Source organism: Synechococcus sp. CCY9201 (assembly GCF_034931105.1).
GTDB lineage: Bacteria > Cyanobacteriota > Cyanobacteriia > PCC-6307 > Cyanobiaceae > CBW1002.
The window spans coordinates 1-21229 of record NZ_JAYGIC010000143.1; the positions used below are offsets into that span (position 1 = coordinate 1).

Genomic DNA, 21229 nt, shown 5'->3' on the forward strand with positions numbered 1-21229 from the left:
GTAGGCCGCCTCCAGGCCCGAGGCCCGCAGCAGGCTGCGCACCTCAGCAGCTCCACCGCGGCCCGGATCGGTCAGCACCGCCAGGGCGGCAGGACGCTTCTGCAGCGCCGCCGCCAGCGGCGCCGGATCACGGCCATGCAGGCTGATCCAGCTGGCGTCCTGCCAGGGGCGGCCGAGGCGGGCGAAGGCCAGCTGCAGGGAGCTGGGGGCGGGATGGAAGCGCAACTGCTCCGGGCTGAAGTGCTGCAGCAGGATCCGGCCGATGCCGAACCAGAGCGGATCGCCGCTGGCCAGGAGCACCACGCGGCAGTTCTGGGCCAAGGCCTCTTGCAGCCGGGGGATCAGTTCGGCGGGTCTGTCGCTGGCGATCAGGAGAGGCCCAGAACCTGGTCCGGATGCGTCCGAAGCGCCTGAACCCGTGATGGCTGACTTGGCGGAGAACAGTCCTGCAGCCTCCGTCAGGGTCTCAGTGGTCTGCGGGTCCTGGATCTTCGACCAGAGCTCCAGCTCGTCGAGCAGGCGAGCCGGGGCGGCCACCAGCGCAGCCTTGCGCACCAACTGCTGTGCCGCCGCCGGCAGGCTGGCCATGCCGCCGGCACCGGTGCCCACCACATCCAGCCAGGATTGTTCGCTCAGGGCTTGCCACGGCCAGTGCTGGCCATGATGCTCAACTCCGTTCCCTCGGGAGTCCGTCGGCCACTCCGCCATGCATGACCGCCGCCAGCGCATCCACGATCTGGTGCTCGCCCTGCTGGCCCAGCAGGGCGACCTGGAGCTGCTTTCCGGCGACGGTGCCGGCCTGCCCGATGGCGATGCCGGCACCTGGATCGAGCGCAACCGCCGGGTGGTGCTGCGTTATCAGGCCCTGGTGCGCTCCGCCGTCACCCTCGATGCCCTGGTGGATCAGGAGGTGAATGGGGGCTTCCCGGCGCCGAAGCCCCAGGAGTGGCAGCCGTGATCGAACGGGACAACCCAGCTCTGACAAGCTGGGGGCATCCATAGAACCTGCATGGCGCGTTTTGGCCTGTCCGCCCTGACATCGCTGCTGCGGGACGCCGGATCCCGTCCGGTTGAAGGGTCCCGCCGCAGCGCCGGCACGGCCTGGAAGCCTCCGGTGGCCAGCTGGTCGCGACCCTTTGGTCTGGGTTGGGACGCGCCCTACACCGTGCGCTACGCCAGCAACCTCGACGACGGCCCCAACCACGGCATGCCCCTGGGGGGCTTCGGCGCCGGCTGCATCGGCCGAGGCCCCGATGGCAGCGTCAACCTCTGGCACCTGGACGGCGGCGAGCACTGGTTCGGCACCCTGCCGGACTGCCAGTTCGCCCTGTTCGAGAGCGATGGCAGCAGCAGCCGCGCCCATGCCCTGGCCGTGAAGCCGCCGCTGGACGCCTCCCGGCCCGAGGCGGGCGAGCCCCTGACCAGCTGGAGCTGGTACCCCGCCAGCACCGCCGAGACCACCACCGGCACCTACGCCGCCCGCTATCCCCTCAGCGCCACCCACTACAGCGGTGTGTTCGCCGCCGAGCTCAGCTGCGAGGCCTTCAGTCCGATCCTGCCGGGCGACTACCAGCGCAGCAGCTATCCGGTGGCGGTGTTCGTGTGGACGCTGCACAACCCCAGCGACCGCCCCCTGGACCTGTCGTTGCTGCTGAGCTGGCGCAACACCGTGGGCTGGTTCCGCAATACCGATCCCTCCGCCTCGGTGCACTTCCGCGACGACGGCAGCCCCGAGCACAACTACGTGCCCGCCATCGGCCACAGCCGCGGCCAGCGTAACCGCTGGATCGATCAGCCGGGCCTGCAGGGGATCCTGCTGGAGGGCGAGCGCAGCGAGCCGATCGCCGAAGGGGAAGGGCAGTGGTGCCTGGCGGTGCCCGATGCCGCAGCCCTGGAGGCAGCCGGCGTGCCGGGGGCCCGCATTCAGCGCTGCAGCCGCTGGAACCCGGCTGGCAGTGGCGCCGAACTCTGGGAACCCTTCGCCCGCGACGGCTCCATCCCCGATGGCGACAACGATCGCCGCAGTGCGGAGAACGATCCCGCCAGTGCCGCCCTGGCGGTGCAGCTGCGCCTGGAGCCCGGCGCCACGGTCGAGATCCCAGTGGTGATCAGCTGGGACCTGCCGGTCACGGCCTTCGCCAGCGGCACGACCGCCCTGCGTCGCTACACCGATGTCTTCGGTGCGGTGGGAGACAATGCCGCCGCCATCGCCGCCGAAGCCCTGCGGGACTGGCGCGGCTGGCTGGAGCGGATCGACGCCTGGCAGCAGCCCGTGCTGGAGCGCACCGACCTGCCGGAGCCGCTGCGCATGGCCCTGTTCAACGAGCTCTATGACCTGGCCAGCGGCGGCAGCCTCTGGACCGCTGCCAGTCCCGCCGATCCGGTGGGCCGCTTCGGGGTGCTGGAGTGCCTCGACTACGCCTGGTACGAGAGCCTTGATGTGCGGCTCTACGGCTCCTTCGCTCTGCTGCAGCTCTGGCCGGAGCTGGACAAGAGCGTGCTGCGCAGCTTCGCCCGCGCCATCCCCGCCGCCGACCCCACACCGCGGCCGATCGGCTGGTATTTCACCCAGGGGCGGGGCCGCGTCGAGGCCGCCCGCAAGGTGGCTGGTGCCACACCCCACGACCTCGGGGCCCCCAACGAGCGGCCCTGGGATGCCACCAACTACACCGCTTATCAAGACTGCAATCTCTGGAAGGATCTGGCCAGCGACTTCGTGCTGCAGGTCTGGCGCACGTTCCGGCTCGCACCGACCGGAGAAGACCTGCGCTTCCTGGCGGAGTGCTGGCCGGCCGCCGTGGACGCGCTGCGCTACCTCAAGACCTTTGACGCCAACGACGACGGCCTGCCCGACAACGGCGGCGCCCCGGACCAGACCTTCGACGACTGGCCGCTGCAGGGCGTGAGCGCCTATTGCGGTGCGCTCTGGATCGCGGCCCTGGAGGCGGCCCTGGCGATGGGCCAGCGCCTCCAGCTGGAGCTGGGCCTTGATACCTCAGAGGAGCAACGGCAGTTCAGCGGCTGGCTGGAGCAGTCACGCGCCAATTTCGACCGGTTGCTCTGGAACGGCGAGTACTACGCCATCGATGCCTGTAGCGGCACCCCCGTGGTGATGGCCGACCAGCTCTGCGGCGATTTCTACGCCCGCCTGCTCGGTCTGCCCGCCGTGGTGGCCGACGATCGGGCCCATTCCGCCCTCAACGCCGTCAAGGAAGCCTGTTTCGAGGGGTTCAGGGGTGGCAGCCTCGGTGTGGCCAATGGCCTGCGTCGCGACGGCACGCCCCTCGATCCCAACGGCACCCACCCGCTGGAGGTGTGGACCGGCATCAACTTCGGCCTGGCCGCCTACTACCGGCTGATGGGCGACAGCAGCACCGCCTTCGCGATCACCGGCGCCGTGGTGCAGCAGGTCTATGGGGGCGGCCTGCAGTTCCGCACCCCCGAGGCGATCACGGCGGTGAACACCTTCCGCGCCTGCCACTACCTGCGGGCCATGGCGATCTGGGCCCTGTGGGCCACCCATACGGACTGGCAGGCGATTCCCGGCGCGGAACAGCCGGCCCCCTGGCCGTTGCACAGGGAGCAGCCAGCTTGAACGTGCCTCCCCTGAAGCGGCGCTGGGCCCACCCACTCCAGCCTGGCCTGGCCCTGATCCTGGGTCTGCTCTGCTGGCTGGGCTGGCCAGCGCTGGCGATGGCCCAGCTGCATGCCCATCCGGATCAGAACAGCATCCCGGTAGTCCGCAGCCTCGAGAGCCTGCGGGACCTCGACGGTCAGAGCTGGCAGGTGGTGGCCTACCGCCAGGGTCCGGTCGGCGGCCCCTTGATCCTGCGCCTGGTGGGCTACCCCGGCAAGGTGAGGCTCGACCACCCCACCAACCTGCAGGTGGTCAGCGGCCGCCTCAGCTGGCAACTGGCCGATGTGACCCTGGCCAGCACCGCCCTGGCCGGCGATGGTCGGGCCGCGGCCGCTGAGTTTGATCTGGCGCCCTTGCTGGCCGATCTGCAGCAGAACCGGCCGCTGCGGCTGCAGCTGAGGGGAGTGTTCACCGACCTGCCGGTGCCCCCTTACGTGGTGGCGGAGTGGCGCAGCCTCAACGACGCCGCGGAGCCAGTGTGAGCCTGCCGATCTCGCCTCTGCCGAGCCCACGGGCGGGCATCGGTTACTGCTCGTCCTCCAGCCAGTGGCACGGCTGGATGGAACGGGCCCTGCAGCTCGCCGCCCTCGGAGCCGGCCGGACCAGTCCCAATCCGATGGTGGGGGCCCTGGTACTGGATCGAAGCGGCCAGCTCGTGGGCGAAGGCTTCCATGCCGCGGCCGGCGAACCCCATGCCGAAGTGGGCGCGCTGGTGCAGGCCGGTGAGCGGGCCCGCGGCGGCACCCTGATCGTGACCCTGGAGCCGTGCTGCCATCAGGGCCGCACGCCCCCCTGCAGCCAGGCGGTGATCCGCGCCGGCCTGGCGCGAGTGGTGGTGGCCATGGCCGATCCCGATCCCCGGGTGGCCGGCCGTGGCATTGCCCAGCTGCGCTCGGCGGGCCTGGAGGTGATCGTGGGCGTGGCGGAAGCGGCAGCCCTACGCCTCAACCGCGCCTTTCTGCATCGGGTCCAGACCGGTTGCCCCCTGGCCATCCTCAAGTGGGCCATGGGCGTGGATGGCCGCACGGCGCTCCCGAATGGCGCCAGCCAGTGGATCAGCGGCAGTGCGTCACGGGACTGGGTGCACCACTTACGGGCCAGCTGCGATGCGGTGATCGTCGGCGGCGGCACGGTCCGAGCCGATGACCCGCTGCTCACCAGCCGGGGGCGACGCTCGCCGGAGCCGCTGCGGGTGGTGCTGAGCCGCAGCCTGGCCCTGCCGGAGCAGGCCCGTCTCTGGGACCAGGCTGACGCCGCAACCCTGGTGGCCCACGGGTACGAAGCCCAGCCGCGGCGGCGCTTCCAGCTGGATCGACGCGGTGTGGAACGGCTGGTGCTGAGCCGTTGCGAACCCACGGAGCTGCTCGAGGCCCTGGCCCGGCGCGGCTGCAACCAGGTGCTGTGGGAATGCGGCCCTGCTCTGGCGGCGGCGGCCCTGCGGGTCGGGGCCGTGCAGGAGATCGTGGCCGTGATCGCACCAAAACCAATGGGTGGTCTGGCCGCCTTCACACCCCTGGATGATCTCGGCTTCACGGCCATGGACCAGGTGGCCGCATGGACTGCAAGACCGCCATCCGTGTTGGATGGCGACCTGCTCTGGCGCCTGGAGGCCCCTGCCTCGTGATCATCCTGCCCTTTGACCTTGGTCTTCTGTTGAGCGGCCTGCTGCTGGCCGTGGTCGTCTGGATCGGGATGGACCAACTGGCCCGGCTGGCACGGCCGAGCGGTCTGGCGCGGCGCCTGCTGCTGCGGGCGCGCCTCAGTGTCAGCCTCACGATCGGGCTGGGCACCCTGATCTGGTGGGGGTTCGAGCGCCTGGGCTGGGATCTGAGCCGCAACGGCAGCGAGGTGCGGCAGGTGGTGCTGATCCTCGGACTGGTCTGGACAGTGCTGCGCTGCAAAAGCGCCCTGCTGGCCCATGCCGGAGAAAACCTGGAGTGGTTGCAGCAACGCAGCCAGGCAGACCGCAACTTTCTTCAGGACCTGCTCAACAAGCTGATCACGGGAACGTTGCTGCTGCTGGCGACACTCGAGGTGCTGCGCCTGATGGGGGTGTCGCCCACGCTCTTGCTCACCGCCAGTGGCTTCGGTGCGGCCGCCCTCGGGTTTGGCGCCCGCACCCTGGTGGAAAACCTGCTGGGCGGGGTGATGCTGTATGTGAACCGCCCCTTTGTGATCGGCGACTTCATCCAGGTGCCGAGCCAGTCCCTGCAGGGGACGGTGAAGGTGATCGGGCTGTATTACACCCAATTGATCACACCGGATCAGCAGCCTCTCTATCTGCCCAATGCCACCTTCGCCAGCTCGGCGATCCTCAACGGTGCGCGCCGCGATCACCGTCAGGTGCTGGTGACGTTCGGCATCCGCTACGACGATCAGCCCCTGCTGGAGCCGATCCTTTCCGCCTTGCGCGAGGAACTGACCCAATGCCCGGGGGTGGAGCCATCCCTGCCCAGGCGGGTGCATTTTGTGGGATACGGGGAATCCAGCCTCGATCTCCGTCTGGAGTGCTTCGGGGGCGGCAGCTCCGATGCCTATTACGAGCTGCAGCAGGAGATCCTTCAGCGGATCGGCCGGGTCGTGGCCAGCCAGGGCGCCGCGATGCCCTTCCCGACCAGGCTGGTGCTCCAGACCAAGCCTCAGAACGAGGATCCGCAGGAGAGCTCAGCGGGGGCCGAAGGGTAAGGGGCTACCAGGCTCGCGGCGGCGGATCAGTCGATGGAGTGGCTGTGCTGGACCAGATCAGCTGGGAATGAAGTGACGCAGGCGGCAGGCCTCGCTGGCTGTGCGGTGCTGCAGTTCCTCATCGCTGAGCTCACTCTCCTGACGCTGCTGGGCCGCGATCACGTCGCTCTCGCTGAGCTGGTAGCCCTGTTCCGCCGCCAGGGCCAGAAAAGCGGCCAACTCCAGGGGCTGATTCAGCCGCTGCTGCAGGTCGGCATCGGCGCGGGCGCGGGCGAGAAAGGCATCGAGTTGATCAAGGCTCATGAATCAGGTCCGATGGGTGTCTCAGTCCTAAGCCCACAGCGTGCCAGGTGCTCAGGGGTCGTCCCGCAGCGGCGGGTGGCTCTTCTGGACTTCGCTTTCCTGCACCGTGAGGCGGCTGATCAGGATCCCCATCACAACCGCGATGTACAGCGGCCCCACCACGGTGAACAGCACCGTGAACATCTGCGCAGCTGGCGTCTGGGGCAGGATGTCGCCGAAACCCACGGTGCTGATACAGACAAAGGCGTAGTAGGTGAGACGCACAAAGTCGAGGTTCCACGGCACTTCCAATGAACTGGTCGGCCCTGGCAGGATGAGTGGCTTTTGATCGCTGGCGCTGATGAAGCTGCCCGGCTGGAGGGTCTCCAGCACCGTCACCACCATGCCGGCCGTGAGGCCCAGCAGCAGGTAGCCGGCCACGGCCCCCATCAACACCTTCTGGTTGATCAGCTTTTCCTCCGACAGGAACAGGATCAGCCGCTGCAGGCTCCAGGCGATGAAGCCGGTGATCAGCAGCAGCAGGGGAAGGCCGCTGTTGCGCACCTCCAGCGGCGTGAACGACCAGAACACCATCGACAGCAAGCAGGCCAGCCCCACCAGGCGGAAGGCCAGATCGTTGCTGCGGCGGCCGCCGGGCCGCAGCGTCTCGCGCAGCTGCAGGCTGAGAATCAGCAGCAGGAGTCCGTAAACAAGATGGGCCAGCCGGTTGAACGGAGCCGGCAGGCTCAGGCAGCCCAGGATGAACAGGTCGAGCAGCAGCAGGTTGCGGTAAAAGCGATGTCGGCGAGATCGCCGTCGATCCGGACTGAGATCAGTTGGACTCAGCAGATGCATGCAGCCGCCTCGGTTGCCTGCATTGTGGGGCCGCCGTTCGGTTCTCCCACCCCGCCCTCGGGGCTCCCCTGCAGCAAGGACCCTTAGTTTGGTCAGACTACGGACGACTGACGATGGCCATCCGCCAGGACGACAAAGGTCCGAACCGGCGCTTCGGAGTGATCAATCTGGTGTTGATCGGCTTCGGTGTGCTGTTGCTGTTCAGCAACTTCCTGCCGTCGCAGGGAATGCAGCAGGTGCCGCGGGTGCCCTATTCGCTGTTCATCGATCAGGTGAACGACGACAACGTCAAACGTGCGTACATCACCCAGGACCAGATCCGCTACGAACTCAAGAGCCCTGAGGAAGAAGGCGCGCCCTCGGTGCTGGCCACGACCCCGATCTTTGACATGGAGCTACCCCAGCGCCTGGAGCAGCATGGGGTTGAATTCGCCGCTGCTCCTCCCAAAAAACCAAACTTTTTCACCACGCTGCTGAGCTGGGTGGTGCCTCCGCTGATCTTCATTCTGGTGCTTCAGTTCTTCGCCAGGAGAAGTGGCATGGGCGGCGGCGCCCAGGGAGCCCTCAGCTTCACCAAGAGCAAGGCCAAGGTCTACGTGCCCGATGAGGAATCGCGCGTCACCTTCGCCGATGTGGCTGGCGTCGATGAGGCCAAGCAGGAGCTCACCGAGATCGTCGATTTTCTCAAGACCCCGGAGCGCTACGCCGCCATCGGCGCCCGCATTCCCAAGGGCGTGCTGCTGGTGGGTCCTCCCGGCACCGGCAAGACCCTGTTGTCCAAAGCAGTGGCCGGTGAGGCCGGTGTGCCCTTCTTCATCATCTCGGGCTCCGAGTTCGTCGAGCTGTTCGTCGGTGCCGGTGCCGCCAGGGTGCGGGATCTGTTCGAGGAAGCCAAGAAGAAAGCGCCCTGCATCATCTTCATCGACGAACTCGATGCCATCGGCAAGAGCCGCTCCGGGTCGATGGGTGTGGTCGGCGGCAATGATGAACGGGAGCAGACCCTCAACCAGCTGCTCACCGAGATGGACGGCTTCGCCGCTCAGGACAAGCCGGTGATCGTGCTGGCGGCCACCAACCAGCCCGAAACGCTCGATGCCGCCCTGCTGAGGCCCGGCCGATTCGATCGCCAGGTCCTGGTGGATCGGCCTGATCTCTCAGGCCGCAAGATGATTCTCGACATCTATGCCAAGAAGGTGAAGTTGTCGGGCAGCGTTGATCTCGACAAGATCGCCCAGGCCACCAGTGGCTTCGCCGGCGCCGATCTGGCCAATCTGGTCAACGAGGCCGCCCTGCTGGCGGCCCGCGCCTACCGCACCAGTGTGGAGCAGGGCGACCTCAACGAAGCGATCGAACGGGTGGTGGCCGGCCTGGAGAAGAAGAGCCGAGTGCTCCAGCCCGATGAGAAGAAAGTGGTGGCTTATCACGAAGTGGGCCACGCCATCGTGGGTCACCTGATGCCAGGCGGCAGCAAGGTGGCGAAGATCTCGATCGTGCCGCGCGGCATGGCAGCCCTGGGGTACACGTTGCAGCTGCCGACGGAGGAACGCTTTCTCAACTCCAAGGGCGATCTCGAGGGGCAGATCGCCACATTGCTCGGGGGCCGCAGCGCTGAAGAGATCGTCTTCGGTGCCGTGACCACCGGCGCCGCCAATGATCTGCAGCGCGCCACCGACATCGCCGAGCAGATGGTGGGCACCTACGGTATGAGCGAGACCCTTGGGCTCCTCGCCTACGACAAGCAGGGCGGCAGCCGCTTCCTCGGTGGGCCCAGCAACCCCCGCCGTGTCGTCAGTGACGCCACCGCCCAGGCGATCGATAAGGAGGTGCGCACCCTGGTGGATCGGGCCCATGAACGGGCCCTGTCGATCCTGAACCACAACCGTGGGTTGCTCGATTCGATCTCCGAGAAGATCCTCGAGAAGGAGGTGATCGAAGGCGACGATCTCAAGGATCTGCTCGCTTCCAGCACCATGCCCCAGGGGGAAGAGGCTGTCAGCTGTGCAGATCAGCTCAGCCCAGCCTGAGTCCCAGACAGGGAAGCGTCCCGCCCCGGATGCTTCCGGGTCTCCGCCCTTGACGGCGGGGCCCCCAATCCCGGATAAGGGTTCTTTGAGATGGGGCGATGACCTCCCAGCTCTCCAGCCTCGCCTCGCTGCTGAGCGGCCTGCGCGGATCGGATCTCCTCTCCTCCGCTGATCTGAGCGGCGATCAGACCCTGGCCCTGCTGCAGCTGGCCGCCGAACTCAAGAGTGGACAACGCCGCATCGACCTGGGCGGCAAGACGCTGGGCCTGATCTTCACCAAGGCCTCAACCCGCACCCGGGTGAGCTTCACGGTGGCGATGGCGCGCCTTGGGGGGCAGACGGTTGATCTCCACCCCTCGGTCACCCAGGTGGGGCGCGGAGAGCCGGTGGCGGATACGGCCCGGGTGCTGAGCCGTTACGTGGATGCCCTGGCGATCCGCACCTTCGCCCAGCAGGAGCTGGCCGAGTACGCGCACTGGGCCTCCATCCCGGTGATCAATGCCCTCACCGACCTGGAACATCCCTGCCAGGCCCTGGCCGATTACCTCACCCTGCAGGACTCCTTCGGGGAGATCGAGGGCCTGACCCTGGCCTACGTCGGCGACGGCAACAACGTGGCCCATTCCCTCCTGATCGCCGGCGCCTTGCTGGGGGTGAACGTGCGGGTGGGCTGTCCGGAGGGGTTTCTGCCCGATCCGGCCGTGGTGGAGCAGGCCCGAAGCCTGGCCGGAGATCGCTGCCGCCTGGAGGTGCTGCACGATCCGGTGGCAACCGTGCGCGGCGCCCAGGCGCTCTATACCGATGTGTGGGCCTCAATGGGCCAGGAGCAGGAGCAGACGGAACGCGAGCGGGCCTTTGCGGGCTGGTGTCTGGATGAGGCGCTCCTTTCCGAGGCGGACAGTCGGGCGATCGTGCTGCATTGCCTGCCGGCCCACCGCGGCGAAGAGATCAGTGCCGGCGTGATTGAGGGTGACGCCAGCCGCGTGTTTGATCAGGCGGAGAACCGCTTGCATGTGCAGCAGGCCCTGCTGGCGGCGGTGCTGGGGGCGTTCTGAGTGGCTCCGGGTTCCAATCCGGCCAGCCGATCTCTGGACAAAAGTGGCCCCAGAGCGATACAGATGTATCAGGTGCTCGATGATCTGTGCCGGTACTCCCTCCTCCTGCCGCTTCCACCCTGGAAACGCTCACATCGGCCCAGCGCGAGTTGTACGACTGGCTGGAGGGGTATATCGCCGCCCATCGCCACAGTCCTTCGATCCGGCAGATGATGCAGGCGATGGGCCTGCGTTCGCCGGCCCCGATCCAGAGCCGGCTGAGGCATCTGCAGCAGAAGGGCTGGATCACCTGGCAGGAGGGCCAGGCCCGCACTCTGCAGCTGCTGGGCGAGCGCTCCGAGGGAATTCCGGTGCTTGGTGCTGTAGCGGCCGGAGGCCTGGTGGAAACCTTCGACGATGTCCAGGACCGGCTCGACATCGCGCCGCTGCTGGAAAGTCGTGGCCTGTTTGCCCTCACCGTGAATGGAGACTCGATGGTGGGCGCCCACATCGCTGACGGTGACATGGTGCTGATGGAACCGGTCAGCGATGCCAGCCGAATTCGGCCCGGCACCATCGTCAGCGCCCAGGTGCCCGGCAGCGGGACCACACTCAAGCACTTCCATCCCGATGGAACCCAGATCCGCTTGGAGGCCGCCAATCCCGCCTACGAACCGATCGTGCTGCCCGCCGACCAGGTGCTGATCCAGGGTCGCCTCGTGGCCGTGTGGCGCCAGCTTTGAGTCTGCACAACAGCTCGACGGAACCCATCCAGCCAGGACAGGCCGCGGTGTAAAGTCTCCTGGCGAGCGACGGGGCTCTCCGAGCCAAGCGAAGTCACCAGAACTTCGTTCGTTTCTTGCAAGCATGGGGCCATAGCTCAGCTGGTAGAGCACCTGCATGGCATGCAGGGGGTCAGCGGTTCGAATCCGCTTGGCTCCATTAATCACTGTTTTTGTTGGGGCTTTGTTTCAACAAGATATTTGGTTGAATTAAGTTTCAACTTTATATTTTAATTCAATATTTCGTACCCGATTCTCTCTCCAGTTCATTCGAGATTTTTTATAGGGCCTCTCTGGGTGCCCTCAAGCCTGACTTCGTTGACCATCTGTGGCCTGGCAACTCACGGGTAACGCCCGGCCCCTGCTGGGGTTGTGACCGGCACCACCTTCATCCCGATCGGTGCCAGGGCGATCAAAGCCAGCTTGATGTGCTGGATGCCGAAGGGAATTCCCACGATGGTCACAAAGCAGGCCAAGGCGGAGCTGAGGTGGCCGATCGCCAGCCACCAGCCGGCCAGCAGGAACCAGATCAGGTTCCCCACCAACCCCAGCGGCCCCGTTCCGAAGTCGCCCTGGCCGGTGAGCTCCCGACGACTGACGGCCTCATAGCCGAACGGCCAGAACGCGAAGTTGCCGATCACGAAGCAGGCGCGCGCCCAGGGAATCCCCACGATCGTGAGGGCGGCGACGAGGCCTGCCAGCCACCATCCCACCCCCATCACAAAGCCGCCGAGGACAAACCAGAGGATGTTGAGAAGGAGGCTCACGCTGGAACAGGCAGGTTGCTGCTGATCGGTAGCCACACGATGACCTCCATCCAAGGCGATGACCAGCGCACGGGCAGTTCCCGTGCTGACCCCACACCCCCTGGTGGGGCCGTCAGGGCGGCGCTACGACCGGCTCCCCTTCCCTGGCCGTCATGGTGTCGACGACGCGCCCGTTACTTCCTGGCATCACCGCGGTTCGGGTGGCCCTTGGGCTGGCCTGTCTGGGCCTGGCAGCCCTGGCCCCAGCGGCGGAGGCGGCAGGCCTGATGCGGCTGCGGCGCACGGATCGCGTCCTGCCGAGCAGTGGCGATCCTGTCTGGGCACTGCAGCTGGAGCTGCCGGGAGAACCCCTGCGGTCCTATGCGGCCCTTGCGGGACGGGCGGATCGGCAGCAGGCGGATCGCCATCGCCTCGGCAGCCGCTCACCCCTGCCCCCCGGGCACTACCGCGTCTCCGAGATCGTCTCCCTGGCAGGGTCCGATGATCTGCCGGTTGAGCTGGGCCGCATCAGCTGGATCGGCCTGGAGCCGCAGTTCCCCACCGATCGCCGTGCCCTCGGCATCCATCTCGATCCAAGCGCGGGGCATGGCAGCGAGAGCGGCACCGATGGCTGCATCGGCATGATCCATGCAGATGATCTGCTGACGCTGACGGCGTTGCTGCAGCAGCACGGGGTGAGCGAACTTGAAGTGCTGCCCTGAGGGCTCCTGTGAGCCCGAGGCAGGTCGCACCTCCAGGCCAAGACACCCAACACCGCGGACAAGACCACGGCAGATTGTCCCTCTTCCATCTCTGGAACTGGGCAAGGCATGACCGGCAACCTCGCCGCCATCGGCTTTCTGTTCACCTGGGTGCTGGGCTGGGGCATCGGCGGCTCCCTGATCGACGCCGCACTGCTCCACGTCGGTGTCTACTCGCTCGAGACCGGTCAGCTGGGCACCCTCGCCACCTTCGTGGGCTGGACAGTGGTGTGGGGAGGATTGGGCTGGTGGCTCTACGAGCGGCTCACCGCAACGCCCTCGTCGTCGGATTGAGTGATGCCTGGCAGAGGCTTGGTCGCTGCCTGGCAGAGGCGTGACCGGTGCTGGTTCGCTGATCAGCCAGAGCGGCATTGGATGGGTGTCCGCTGACCAAGGCATCCGGTCGCGATCCCGTTGAACCCGCCGGGACCACCCCAGACGCATCGCCAGACAGCCGTACGACCGCGCTCCACAGCACCAGGGGAAGCGGCCGAGCCCGTGGCAGCGACCTCACGGGGCTCATGCGTGAACCAGCGGATTAGCCATCATCGGACAGAGATGTGCTTAAAGACACACGCGAGAGGGCATGTTCATGCCGATTTGACGTGTTGAAAACCTGATCACGATGCCATCGTGATCAGCACTGGGCATCAAGAAAGATCACGTCAGATTGGCGCAGCTTCCGGCGAGGTGATCACACTGGTGTTGCGCTGAATCGATCCACAGCTGATGACGTCTTACCTCACCTGGCGGCGGACCGTCCTGCTATCCACCCTGGACGGGCTGATGGCCAGCAACGCCGCCACGCCCGCCCACGGGTCCACCCTCCAGGCGGCAGACCAGGGCAATGAGGCCGAGACCAACGGGGTGTTCGAGCGTCTTGAACGGGAGCTGTCGCGCTGCATGCCCGTGGCCGAAATCGCTGCCACCACCTCGGATCTGCTCACGTCGCGGCGCTGCACCTCCTCTCCGGCACGGCTGCGGATGCTCGATGGCTTCCGCCGTCATCTTCTGGTGCGTCAGTCCTGAGTTGAGCCGCTGGCAAGACAGCCCCAAAGAGGCTGATCGAAATCAAGCCGTTCAAATCAAACGAGATGACATCATCAGAGCAAAACGAACCACTAAAAGGTCTGGGTCCAGCCAGGAGCGTGTTGACGGGATACTCGAAGTAGCGATCCTTCAGCTGCAGATCTATGCCTGCGGCATGCTGGCGTCGGCAGCCTCTTTGGCCGCGTCGAAATGTGCCGCCAGAACGGCATCAGCTCTGGTGAGGCCATCCACTTTATGTGTGAAGATCTCGGCCTCGACATGGCCCCAACCGAGCTGAAACTCGGCGTGATGGCCCTGGCGTTCACAGATCTCACCAGCCTGATTCACCCACGCCAGGGCGGAGACAAAGTCCGGGAAGGTCCAGGCCTTGCGCAGGTGGTGGGCGTCCACCACCTCCCAGCCCGGCAGTTCCTGCAGCACGGCGTCGCATTCCTCTGGGGTGAGGGTGGGCGCCCCATCCCGGCAGGGAACGCAGGTCTCATCTCCGAGGGCCATGGGGTGTCGCGCGTTGCTGCCGCAAGTATGGGCAGAATTCCCATCGCGCCGCCGCTCCTGACCATGCTTCTGCGCCTGCTTCTGCCCCTGTTGATTGTGCTCCTGGTGGGCTGGGGCGGACCGTCCGCGGCCCTGGCCTCGATGTTTCACCTGGAAGGACCGTTGCCGGCTGATCTCGGCATCCACGGAGGCTCGCTGTCACCCTGTGCCAGCTCAGCGCACTGCGCGCGTCAGAACTGGTCGGTTGCCGATCCCGATGCTGCCGTGGAGTTCCTGGCATCCCGGCTTGAGGCCACCGAAGCGATCCGCATCGTGGAGCGTCAGTCCAACTACCTGCATGCCACCGCCACCAGCAGCCTGTTCGGCTTCGTGGACGATCTCGAGCTCCTGGCGGATCCTGTCCACCAGCAGGTGCAGGCCCGCTCCGTATCGCGGCTCGGGGATTCCGATCTCGGGGTCAACGCCCGTCGCCTGGAGTGGCTCAGCACAGCTCTGGAGCGTGACTGAACTCTTGTCAGGGCACGGGGCTCTGGCCTCGGCAACCGCTTCTCGACCCAGGCTCAAGAAGCAGGTGACAGGAGTCTCGCCCCAACGCCCCCTGATGGATTCGAACCATCGACCGGCTGCTTAGAAGGCAGCTGCTCTATCCGGCTGAGCTAAGGGAGCTCACTGGCCTGGGCCAGGTCTTCCAATGATGCCTTGTGGGCAGGTGCCCGTGCTGGTGGGACGTAGAATGGTCAACCCTGCGATTTTCGCGCCATGGCGGCGACCCGGCTCAGCGAAGCGCAGAAAACAGAGCTGGTGGCCCGTTTTCGTAACGGAGACACCAGCCAGGAGCTGGCGGGGATCTATGGCTGCAGTGCCATCACCGTGAGCCGGGTGGTGAAGGCGTCTCTCGATCCAGCCGAATACGAGGGGCTCAAGCAGAGGCGAGGTCGCCGCGGCAGTGCGGTCGCCGCGGAGGCCACTGCGGATGTCGCGGTGCCGACGTTGATCCCAGAGGAGCCTGGACCAGACCTCCCCATCCCCAGCGCACAGGTCCTCGACTCTGCAGTGCCCGTGGCGCCCCAGGAAGCCAACAGCACCATCGAAAGCGAGAGCGACGATGGCGGCGAGAGCAGCGAGGACGACGAAGCCGCCACCGGCCTTGCCATCGACGATGCCGATGACTTCGGGGACGACGGGGATACCAGCGATGACGAGGACAGCATGGATGGTGGGGAGGACGCCGCCGCCGATGTGTTCCTGGTGATTCCACTGACGACCACCGTCGTCGATGACACACGCCCGTCGATCGAAGCCCAGCCACTGGAAGAAGCGACGTTGCCCAGCAGCGTCTACATGCTGGTTGACAAGACGGTGGAGCTACAGGCCCGACCGCTGCGGGAGTTCAGCGATCTGCAACCCCTCGCTGACGAGGAGCAGGATCGCCAGGCCCTGCACGTGTTCGCCAATCCACGCCACGCAAAACGCCAGTGCGGCCGCACTCAACGGGTGATCAAAGTACCGGATGTGGCGGTGTTTCAGCTCACGGCTCCCTACCTGTTGAAGCAGGGCATCACGCGTCTGGTGGTCGAAGGTGCCCTCTATGCCCTGCCAGGCTCCTGAAGGGAAAGCCCGCCTTCGCTGGGATCATGGGCGCGGCGAGCCTGGGCACTGATCAGATCATCCAGTGCCAGGGGCCAGGGAGCTCGGCCTGGATTAGGCCCGCTGCCACGCCGGGAGGGGGAGGGTGGATGTTCTGCCCGATTACTGGTCATGGGTCTGAGTCTCTGGCGATCCTGGATCCGTTCAATCGGAGGATGCCGCAGACTTGGTGAAGGCAGTGTTGCCAAGACGACAAGCCATCAAAGCTCGCAGGCGACTCCAGCAAGGGTCTCTGGCGCAATCAACCCATAAGCCAGCCCAGCAACCGGAACCCTGTCAGGTCCGTGCGGTCTGATCCGCGCAATCAGGCCGGATCCATGGTCTGGAAATGCGCGAGAAGCACTCCGATGCTGCTCAGTTCCTCGCGAACATCGTCCATGGAAACAATCTCTGGCGACGTGACCTGGCCCCGAGGCAGGCAAGCCTGCTGAAGCAGAGCTTCCCGCAGCATGGCTGCCCGCACCTCCAGGGCCACAAGGAAAGGATTGCGAGGCGGTGGCGACTCCTCCCAGTCCAGATCCAGATCCAGATCCAGATCCAGATCCCAGTCCAGATCCAGATCGGGTTCGAAGTCTTCTGTGCTTGGCTCCAGAGACTCGAGCAGGGCCGAAAGACCGGGATCTTGCCCGACGTGCGCCTGGATCGTCGCTGAGGGAACCACGCGCAGGAGGGTCTGCATGGGAAGAAGCGGAACCAACCACCTCTCCAGAGTGCACCTGATGGACTGGCCCAAGGCAGGAAAAACGGAGCTTCTTCACGAAGCGGGTCCCGGCCGCGCCGGCTGAGATCACGCTGCCCCTCTGGGAAGCCTCAAGGGCGGCGGGGGAGCAGGATCGCCGCGCTGGTGCCGCCACTGACCATGCCCAGCACCAGAGCCATGCCCACCAGAAAACCGCTCGGCAGCGGTGCCGTGCGACCAAAGCCCAGCTGCAGGCTGGGTCGATCCTCTAGGTTCTGGGCCCCCAGGCAGAGCACCAACAGCAACAGGCCGCTGCCGATCACCGTGGAGCACAGCAGGCGCAGGCGCAGCAGCATCGGGATCAGGACCCGCCAGGTGGTGAGGGGCAGTCTGAATCATGCGGGGCGTCCAGCTCCGGTTCGCGGCGGTGCAGCAAGGCATAGAGATCGCGGCGGTTGTGGCCGCTGCGCTCCGCCACCTCACGAGCGGCCTCCTTGCTGCTGCGCCCATCGGCCACCAGCTCCTGTAGCTGGCTCCTCAACTCCACTTCGCTCCAGAGGCGTGGCTGCGCTGGGACGGCTCCGCCCAGCACCAGGGTGCACTCCCCCTGGGGGGGCACCTGGCGGAAGTGGGCGAGGGCGGCGCTCACCGTGGGGCCCACCTGTTGCTCATGCCGCTTGGTCAGCTCCCTGGCCACCCGCAGAGCTCGATCGCCGCAGACGGCGAGCAGATCCTCCAGCAGATCCACCAGCCGGTGGGGAGCCTCGTAGAACACCAGGGTCCGTTCCTCTTTCTTCAGCTGCTCCAGACGGGCCCGCCGCTGGCTGGGCCGAGTGGGCAGAAACCCTTCGAAGCAGAAGCGGCCGCTGGGAAGGCCGCTGCTCACCAGGGCCGTGGTCACCGCGCTCGGACCTGGCACGCAGATCACCTCCAGCCCCGCCTGCCGCGCTGCCGCCACCAGTTCTTCACCAGGATCGGAAATGCCCGGCAGACCGGCGTCGCTGATCACAGCCAGTCGTTCGCCGGCTTGCAATGCCGCCACCAGTTCGGGAATCCGTGTCGCCTGGTTGTGCTGGTGAAAGCTCACCAGGCGTTTCTTCTGGCCCAGGGTCTGCAGCAGCAGGCCGCTGCGGCGCGTGTCCTCGCAGGCGATACGGTCGACGCCCGAGAGCACCTGGCGGGCCCGGGGGGAAAGATCACCGAGATTTCCGATGGGAGTTCCCACCAGATAGAGCACGCCGGCAGCGGGTTCAGGTTCCTGCACAATGCACCTCTCGGGGCGCTCGGTCGTCCCGGTGCCCCTTTCCGTCTGTCCATGATGCCGGCTTCCCTACCCCTGCCATCCGGCGTTGAACCCGAGCAGCTGTTCCAGGAGTTGCGTCGGCTGAGCTGGGGTGCGGCAGACATCCTGCGGGCCTATGCCCGGGGCGAGCAGCCCCCCTACGGCTTCCCCAGAGCCCTGAGTGTGGACGAAGGCGGCGAAGGGCCTGTCTCTGCAGCTGATCTGGCTGTGAATAGCTGGTTGCTCGACGGTCTTGCCGCCGCCTACCCCAAGGCCGGCTGGACCCTGTTGAGCGAAGAGACCGCTCGCGAGCAGCTGCGGGACGGCGAGTCCCTGGCCGCCGAGTGGCTCTGGATCCTTGACCCACTGGATGGCACCAAGGACTTCCTCCAGGGCACCGGTGAGTACGCCGTGCATCTGGCCCTGGTGAAAGACCATCGCCCCGTGCTGGGGGTGGTGCTGCTCCCGGAGATGGAGGAGCTCTGGTTCGGCTGGGTCGGGGCCGATGGCGGGGGACGAGCCTGGCGTGAGAACCGGGCCAGCGAGCAGTTTCCAGCAGCCCTCAGCAACCGCTGCGACCTCGGCGACCTGGTGTTGGTGGCCAGCCGCAATCACCGAGACCAGCGGCTGGAGCATCTTCTGGAGGCCCTGGCCCTGGGCGACACCAAGGCAATCGGCAGCGTCGGCGGCAAGGTCGCCACGATTCTGCGCGGCGAAACCGATCTCTACATCTCACTGTCTGGCAAGAGTGCCCCCAAGGACTGGGACATGGCGGCTCCTGAAGCGGTGCTGATGGCCGCGGGTGGGGCCTTCACCCATGCCGATGGCCGTCCCCTCTCCTACAACGATGGCGACGTGCGCCAGGCTGGCTGCCTGATCGCCAGCCATGGCCCCAGCCATGCGGCGCTCTGCGAGCGGGCCTCAGCAGCGATGGCCGTGATCGACCCTGGATTCGCGGTCTGAGTCCTGATCGCGCGACAAGCCTGGCCAGCGAGTGGACGCGTGAGCTCAACAGGGCGTGAAGGCAAAAATGCATCAAAAAGCCGGCCCCTCAGGGCCGGCCCAGGTGGCAGAGCCGACCTGATCAGACGCCGACAGGCTCCTGCTGGGGAACGCCCCGCAGCGTCAGGTTGATCCGGCCGCGGTTGTCGATCTCGCGGACGCGAACGGTGACCTGATCACCCACCTTCACCACATCTTCCACCTTCTCGACCCGTGCTTCCGAGAGCTGAGAAATGTGGATCATGCCTTCCTTGCCAGGCAGGATTTCCACGAAGGCACCGATCGGGATCACCCGGGTGACGCCACCGCTGAACACTTCGCCCTCGCTGACGCGGCGGGTGAGGCCTTCGATGATGCGCTGCGCTTCCTCAGCGGCAGCCCCATCGTGGCTGGCGATCGTGACGATGCCGCCATCCTCGATGTCGATCTTGGTGTTGGTGCGCTCAGTGATGCCCTTGATCGTGCGGCCGCCGGGGCCGATCACGGTGCCGATCAGCTCGGGATCAATGCGGAAGCTGAGCAGGCGCGGCGCGTGGGGGCTGAGGATGTCACGCGGCTTGTCGATGGCCTCGAGCATCTTCTCGAGGATGTGGAGGCGGGCTGGACGGGCCTGGTTGATCGCCTCGGCCACGCAGGTGACGGCCAGGCCGGTGATCTTCATGTCCATCTGCAGGGCGGTGATGCCCTTCTCAGTGCCAGCCACCTTGAAGTCCATGTCTCCGAGGAAATCCTCGATCCCCTGGATGTCCGTGAGGATACGGACTTCATCGCCTTCCTTGATCAGACCCATGGCGGCGCCGCTCACGGGGGCCTTGAGAGGCACGCCGGCATCCATCAGGGCCAGGGTGCTGCCGCAGACCGATCCCATCGAGGTGGAGCCGTTGGAGCTGAGGCACTCCGACACCACCCGCAGCACGTAGGGGAAGCTCTCCTTGCTGGGCAGCACGGGGATCAGGGCCCGCTCAGCCAGGGCACCATGACCGATCTCGCGGCGACCGGGCGACCGCATCGGCCTGGTTTCACCCACCGAATAGGGGGGGAAGTTGTAGTGGTGCAGGTAGGTCTTTTCATTGGACGGATTGAGATCGTCCATCTCCTGCGCATCGCTCGGTGTGCCGAGGGTGGCGCAGGAGAGCACCTGGGTCAGGCCGCGCTGAAACAGGCCCGAGCCATGCACGCGCTTGGGCAGCACGCCCGCGGCGGCGCTGATCGGGCGCACTTCATCGAGGTTGCGGCCATCGACACGCTTGCCCTCGGTGAGGATCTGAGCGCGCATCAGCTTCTTCGTGAGGCTCTTGTAGGTATTTCCCAGCGCCTTGCCATTGCTGCTCACCGCCACCTTCACGGCATCATCGTCATTCAGGCAAGCGATCTTTTCAGTCACTTCCGTCTTGATCGCATCAAGTTTTTCGTCGCGCTCGGCCTTGGTCTGGGAGAACTGCTTGAGCACTTCACCGATGGCCTTGGCGCATTCCTTTTCCAGAAACGCCGGCAGGGTGATGTCGTCCTTGCGGGGTTCAGGCAGCACCTGCTCGATGCCGAGATCCTTGAGCAGGGTCAGCTGGGCCTTGATCAGTTCGCTCACGGCTTCGTAGCCGAAGTCGATGGCTTCGATCACATCCTGCTCGGGCAGCTGGTTGGCGCCCGCCTCCACCATCACCACGCCGGCAGGGGTTCCTGCCACCACGAGATCGAGTTCGCTGCGTTCGATTTCGCGATAGCTGGGGTTGAGCACGAAGTCGTCGCCCAGCAGGCCCACGCGTACCGCCGCCATCGGGCCATGGAAGGGAATCTTGGCCAGCAGGGTGGCCATCGAAGCGCCGGTCACCGCCAGCACATCGGGCGGAACCCGTTCATCGAGCGACATGCAGGTGGCAACGATCTGCAGATCGTCGCGCATCCAGCTGGGGAAGAGCGGCCGCATCGGCCGATCGATCAGCCGTGCGATCAGGGTGGCCCGCTCGGGGGGACGGCTCTCGCGCCGCATGAAGCTGCCCGGGATGCGACCGGCGGCGTAGAGCCGTTCCTCGTAGTCGCAGATCAGGGGCAGAAAATCGATGCCTTCACGACCACCGGAGCGGGTGGCGGTGACCAGAACCGCCGTATCGCCGCACTCGACCATCACCGAACCCCCCGCCTGGGGAGCGAACCGACCGGTGGTCAGCCGGATCTCCCGACCATCGAAGGAGATCGACTGAGTTTGTCCTTGCACTTGCGCTTATGTCCTTTTTGTCAATGTCCATTCTCGCATCCGGACCTGACGGACCC

The 21229-nt window shown here is 66.2% G+C and carries 23 protein-coding genes and 2 tRNA genes; 15 read left to right on the forward strand and 10 right to left on the reverse strand.

Going from position 1 to position 21229, the window contains the following annotated elements:
• On the reverse strand, positions 1-588 hold a 588-nt coding region (cbiE, locus tag VB716_RS13390), incomplete at its 3' end, for a precorrin-6y C5,15-methyltransferase (decarboxylating) subunit CbiE (RefSeq protein WP_416238119.1).
• A gap of 118 nt (positions 589-706) precedes the next feature.
• On the opposite strand from cbiE, the gene VB716_RS13395 reads away from it, so the two are divergent.
• The 5 genes from VB716_RS13395 to VB716_RS13415 all read left to right on the forward strand — a co-directional run bounded on the left by VB716_RS13395 (position 707) and on the right by VB716_RS13415 (position 6322).
• A complete protein-coding gene (locus tag VB716_RS13395) occupies positions 707-958 on the forward strand; it encodes a hypothetical protein (RefSeq protein ID WP_197153858.1) in 252 nt (83 codons plus the stop codon).
• 51 nt (positions 959-1009) lie between these two features.
• Positions 1010-3595 (forward strand): GH116 family glycosyl hydrolase, encoded by a 2586-nt coding sequence (locus tag VB716_RS13400; protein ID WP_197169661.1) that lies wholly within the window; start codon positions 1010-1012, stop codon positions 3593-3595.
• Positions 3592-4119: a DUF3122 domain-containing protein gene (locus tag VB716_RS13405; protein ID WP_370594611.1), complete on the forward strand. Its 528-nt coding sequence runs from the start codon at positions 3592-3594 to the stop codon at positions 4117-4119. Before VB716_RS13400 ends, VB716_RS13405 begins: the two co-directional genes overlap by 4 nt.
• 77 nt (positions 4120-4196) lie before the next feature.
• Positions 4197-5261, forward strand: coding sequence for a bifunctional diaminohydroxyphosphoribosylaminopyrimidine deaminase/5-amino-6-(5-phosphoribosylamino)uracil reductase RibD (ribD, locus tag VB716_RS13410; RefSeq protein ID WP_322758862.1), 1065 nt, complete (start codon positions 4197-4199; stop codon positions 5259-5261).
• Entirely contained in the window at positions 5258-6322 is a 1065-nt protein-coding gene (locus VB716_RS13415; RefSeq protein ID WP_231597747.1) for a mechanosensitive ion channel family protein, read from the forward strand. Before ribD ends, VB716_RS13415 begins: the two co-directional genes overlap by 4 nt.
• 57 nt (positions 6323-6379) lie before the next feature.
• On the opposite strand, the gene VB716_RS13420 is transcribed toward VB716_RS13415, so the two are convergent.
• Both VB716_RS13420 and VB716_RS13425 read right to left on the reverse strand, forming a co-directional pair.
• The gene (locus VB716_RS13420; protein WP_197153861.1) at positions 6380-6625 is read right to left on the reverse strand and encodes a Nif11-like leader peptide family RiPP precursor; all 246 of its coding nucleotides are present in this window, start codon (positions 6623-6625) and stop codon (positions 6380-6382) included.
• Positions 6626-6676: 51 nt separating this feature from the next.
• Positions 6677-7459 (reverse strand): potassium channel family protein, encoded by a 783-nt coding sequence (locus VB716_RS13425; RefSeq protein WP_197153862.1) that lies wholly within the window; start codon positions 7457-7459, stop codon positions 6677-6679.
• A 113-nt stretch (positions 7460-7572) separates the two neighbouring features.
• Between VB716_RS13425 and ftsH the strand changes: the two genes are divergently transcribed.
• From ftsH to VB716_RS13445, 4 genes are all read left to right on the forward strand, one after another.
• Positions 7573-9483, forward strand: a complete 1911-nt coding sequence (gene ftsH, locus VB716_RS13430; protein ID WP_323270750.1) for an ATP-dependent zinc metalloprotease FtsH — start codon at positions 7573-7575, stop codon at positions 9481-9483.
• 98 nt (positions 9484-9581) lie between these two features.
• Entirely contained in the window at positions 9582-10538 is a 957-nt protein-coding gene (gene argF, locus VB716_RS13435; protein ID WP_197153864.1) for an ornithine carbamoyltransferase, read from the forward strand.
• A gap of 86 nt (positions 10539-10624) precedes the next feature.
• Positions 10625-11260 carry a transcriptional repressor LexA gene (gene lexA, locus VB716_RS13440; protein ID WP_197153865.1) on the forward strand — a complete coding sequence of 212 codons (636 nt, stop codon included), beginning with the start codon at positions 10625-10627 and terminating at the stop codon, positions 11258-11260.
• Between the two features lie 126 nt (positions 11261-11386).
• Positions 11387-11459: transfer RNA gene (locus VB716_RS13445), tRNA-Ala, on the forward strand.
• Between the two features lie 181 nt (positions 11460-11640).
• Here the strand turns inward: VB716_RS13445 and VB716_RS13450 are convergent.
• Complete coding sequence (locus tag VB716_RS13450) at positions 11641-12066, reverse strand: YccF domain-containing protein (protein ID WP_197153866.1); 426 nt, start codon at positions 12064-12066, stop codon at positions 11641-11643.
• Positions 12067-12218: 152 nt separating this feature from the next.
• Here VB716_RS13450 and VB716_RS13455 point away from each other — a divergent pair, with 152 nt between their 5' ends.
• The 3 genes from VB716_RS13455 (at position 12219) to VB716_RS13465 (ending at position 13835) form a co-directional block, all read left to right on the forward strand.
• Entirely contained in the window at positions 12219-12767 is a 549-nt protein-coding gene (locus VB716_RS13455) for a L,D-transpeptidase (protein WP_323270751.1), read from the forward strand.
• 108 nt (positions 12768-12875) lie between these two features.
• Entirely contained in the window at positions 12876-13100 is a 225-nt protein-coding gene (locus tag VB716_RS13460; RefSeq protein ID WP_197153867.1) for a hypothetical protein, read from the forward strand.
• 435 nt (positions 13101-13535) lie between these two features.
• Positions 13536-13835: a hypothetical protein gene (locus VB716_RS13465; protein WP_197153868.1), complete on the forward strand. Its 300-nt coding sequence runs from the start codon at positions 13536-13538 to the stop codon at positions 13833-13835.
• 162 nt (positions 13836-13997) lie between these two features.
• On the opposite strand, the gene VB716_RS13470 is transcribed toward VB716_RS13465, so the two are convergent.
• Positions 13998-14351 carry a 4a-hydroxytetrahydrobiopterin dehydratase gene (locus VB716_RS13470; RefSeq protein WP_197153869.1) on the reverse strand — a complete coding sequence of 118 codons (354 nt, stop codon included), beginning with the start codon at positions 14349-14351 and terminating at the stop codon, positions 13998-14000.
• Positions 14352-14414: 63 nt separating this feature from the next.
• Between VB716_RS13470 and VB716_RS13475 the strand changes: the two genes are divergently transcribed.
• Positions 14415-14858 carry a DUF1499 domain-containing protein gene (locus tag VB716_RS13475; protein WP_323270752.1) on the forward strand — a complete coding sequence of 148 codons (444 nt, stop codon included), beginning with the start codon at positions 14415-14417 and terminating at the stop codon, positions 14856-14858.
• Between the two features lie 85 nt (positions 14859-14943).
• Here the strand turns inward: VB716_RS13475 and VB716_RS13480 are convergent.
• Positions 14944-15017: transfer RNA gene (locus VB716_RS13480), tRNA-Arg, on the reverse strand.
• 93 nt (positions 15018-15110) lie between these two features.
• On the opposite strand from VB716_RS13480, the gene VB716_RS13485 reads away from it, so the two are divergent.
• A complete protein-coding gene (locus VB716_RS13485; RefSeq protein WP_323270753.1) occupies positions 15111-15959 on the forward strand; it encodes a hypothetical protein in 849 nt (282 codons plus the stop codon).
• Positions 15960-16302: 343 nt separating this feature from the next.
• On the opposite strand, the gene VB716_RS13490 is transcribed toward VB716_RS13485, so the two are convergent.
• From VB716_RS13490 to rsmI, 3 genes are all read right to left on the reverse strand, one after another.
• Positions 16303-16677, reverse strand: coding sequence for a hypothetical protein (locus VB716_RS13490; protein WP_323270754.1), 375 nt, complete (start codon positions 16675-16677; stop codon positions 16303-16305).
• Between the two features lie 131 nt (positions 16678-16808).
• Complete coding sequence (locus tag VB716_RS13495) at positions 16809-17033, reverse strand: hypothetical protein (RefSeq protein WP_197153873.1); 225 nt, start codon at positions 17031-17033, stop codon at positions 16809-16811.
• Positions 17034-17038: 5 nt separating this feature from the next.
• Entirely contained in the window at positions 17039-17941 is a 903-nt protein-coding gene (gene rsmI / locus VB716_RS13500) for a 16S rRNA (cytidine(1402)-2'-O)-methyltransferase (protein ID WP_322757496.1), read from the reverse strand.
• 51 nt (positions 17942-17992) lie between these two features.
• Here rsmI and VB716_RS13505 point away from each other — a divergent pair, with 51 nt between their 5' ends.
• Complete coding sequence (locus VB716_RS13505) at positions 17993-18922, forward strand: 3'(2'),5'-bisphosphate nucleotidase CysQ (protein ID WP_197153875.1); 930 nt, start codon at positions 17993-17995, stop codon at positions 18920-18922.
• A 121-nt stretch (positions 18923-19043) separates the two neighbouring features.
• Here VB716_RS13505 and VB716_RS13510 read toward each other — a convergent pair whose 3' ends face one another.
• Positions 19044-21173, reverse strand: a complete 2130-nt coding sequence (locus VB716_RS13510; RefSeq protein WP_197153876.1) for a polyribonucleotide nucleotidyltransferase — start codon at positions 21171-21173, stop codon at positions 19044-19046.
• Positions 21174-21229 lie beyond the last annotated feature (56 nt).

Coding starts and splice junctions, on each gene's coding strand:
- VB716_RS13425 (WP_197153862.1), bottom strand. CDS start 7,459: ATGCATCTGCTGAGTCCAACTGATCTCAGTCCGGATCGACGGCGATCT.
- VB716_RS13470 (WP_197153869.1), bottom strand. CDS start 14,351: ATGGCCCTCGGAGATGAGACCTGCGTTCCCTGCCGGGATGGGGCGCCC.
- VB716_RS13485 (WP_323270753.1), top strand. CDS start 15,111: ATGGCGGCGACCCGGCTCAGCGAAGCGCAGAAAACAGAGCTGGTGGCC.
- VB716_RS13490 (WP_323270754.1), bottom strand. CDS start 16,677: ATGCAGACCCTCCTGCGCGTGGTTCCCTCAGCGACGATCCAGGCGCAC.
- ribD (WP_322758862.1), top strand. CDS start 4,197: ATGGAACGGGCCCTGCAGCTCGCCGCCCTCGGAGCCGGCCGGACCAGT.
- VB716_RS13455 (WP_323270751.1), top strand. CDS start 12,219: ATGGTGTCGACGACGCGCCCGTTACTTCCTGGCATCACCGCGGTTCGG.
- VB716_RS13505 (WP_197153875.1), top strand. CDS start 17,993: ATGATGCCGGCTTCCCTACCCCTGCCATCCGGCGTTGAACCCGAGCAG.
- VB716_RS13495 (WP_197153873.1), bottom strand. CDS start 17,033: ATGCTGCTGCGCCTGCGCCTGCTGTGCTCCACGGTGATCGGCAGCGGC.
- VB716_RS13400 (WP_197169661.1), top strand. CDS start 1,010: ATGGCGCGTTTTGGCCTGTCCGCCCTGACATCGCTGCTGCGGGACGCC.
- VB716_RS13460 (WP_197153867.1), top strand. CDS start 12,876: ATGACCGGCAACCTCGCCGCCATCGGCTTTCTGTTCACCTGGGTGCTG.
- VB716_RS13475 (WP_323270752.1), top strand. CDS start 14,415: ATGCTTCTGCGCCTGCTTCTGCCCCTGTTGATTGTGCTCCTGGTGGGC.
- ftsH (WP_323270750.1), top strand. CDS start 7,573: ATGGCCATCCGCCAGGACGACAAAGGTCCGAACCGGCGCTTCGGAGTG.
- VB716_RS13465 (WP_197153868.1), top strand. CDS start 13,536: ATGACGTCTTACCTCACCTGGCGGCGGACCGTCCTGCTATCCACCCTG.
- VB716_RS13395 (WP_197153858.1), top strand. CDS start 707: ATGCATGACCGCCGCCAGCGCATCCACGATCTGGTGCTCGCCCTGCTG.
- argF (WP_197153864.1), top strand. CDS start 9,582: ATGACCTCCCAGCTCTCCAGCCTCGCCTCGCTGCTGAGCGGCCTGCGC.
- VB716_RS13420 (WP_197153861.1), bottom strand. CDS start 6,625: ATGAGCCTTGATCAACTCGATGCCTTTCTCGCCCGCGCCCGCGCCGAT.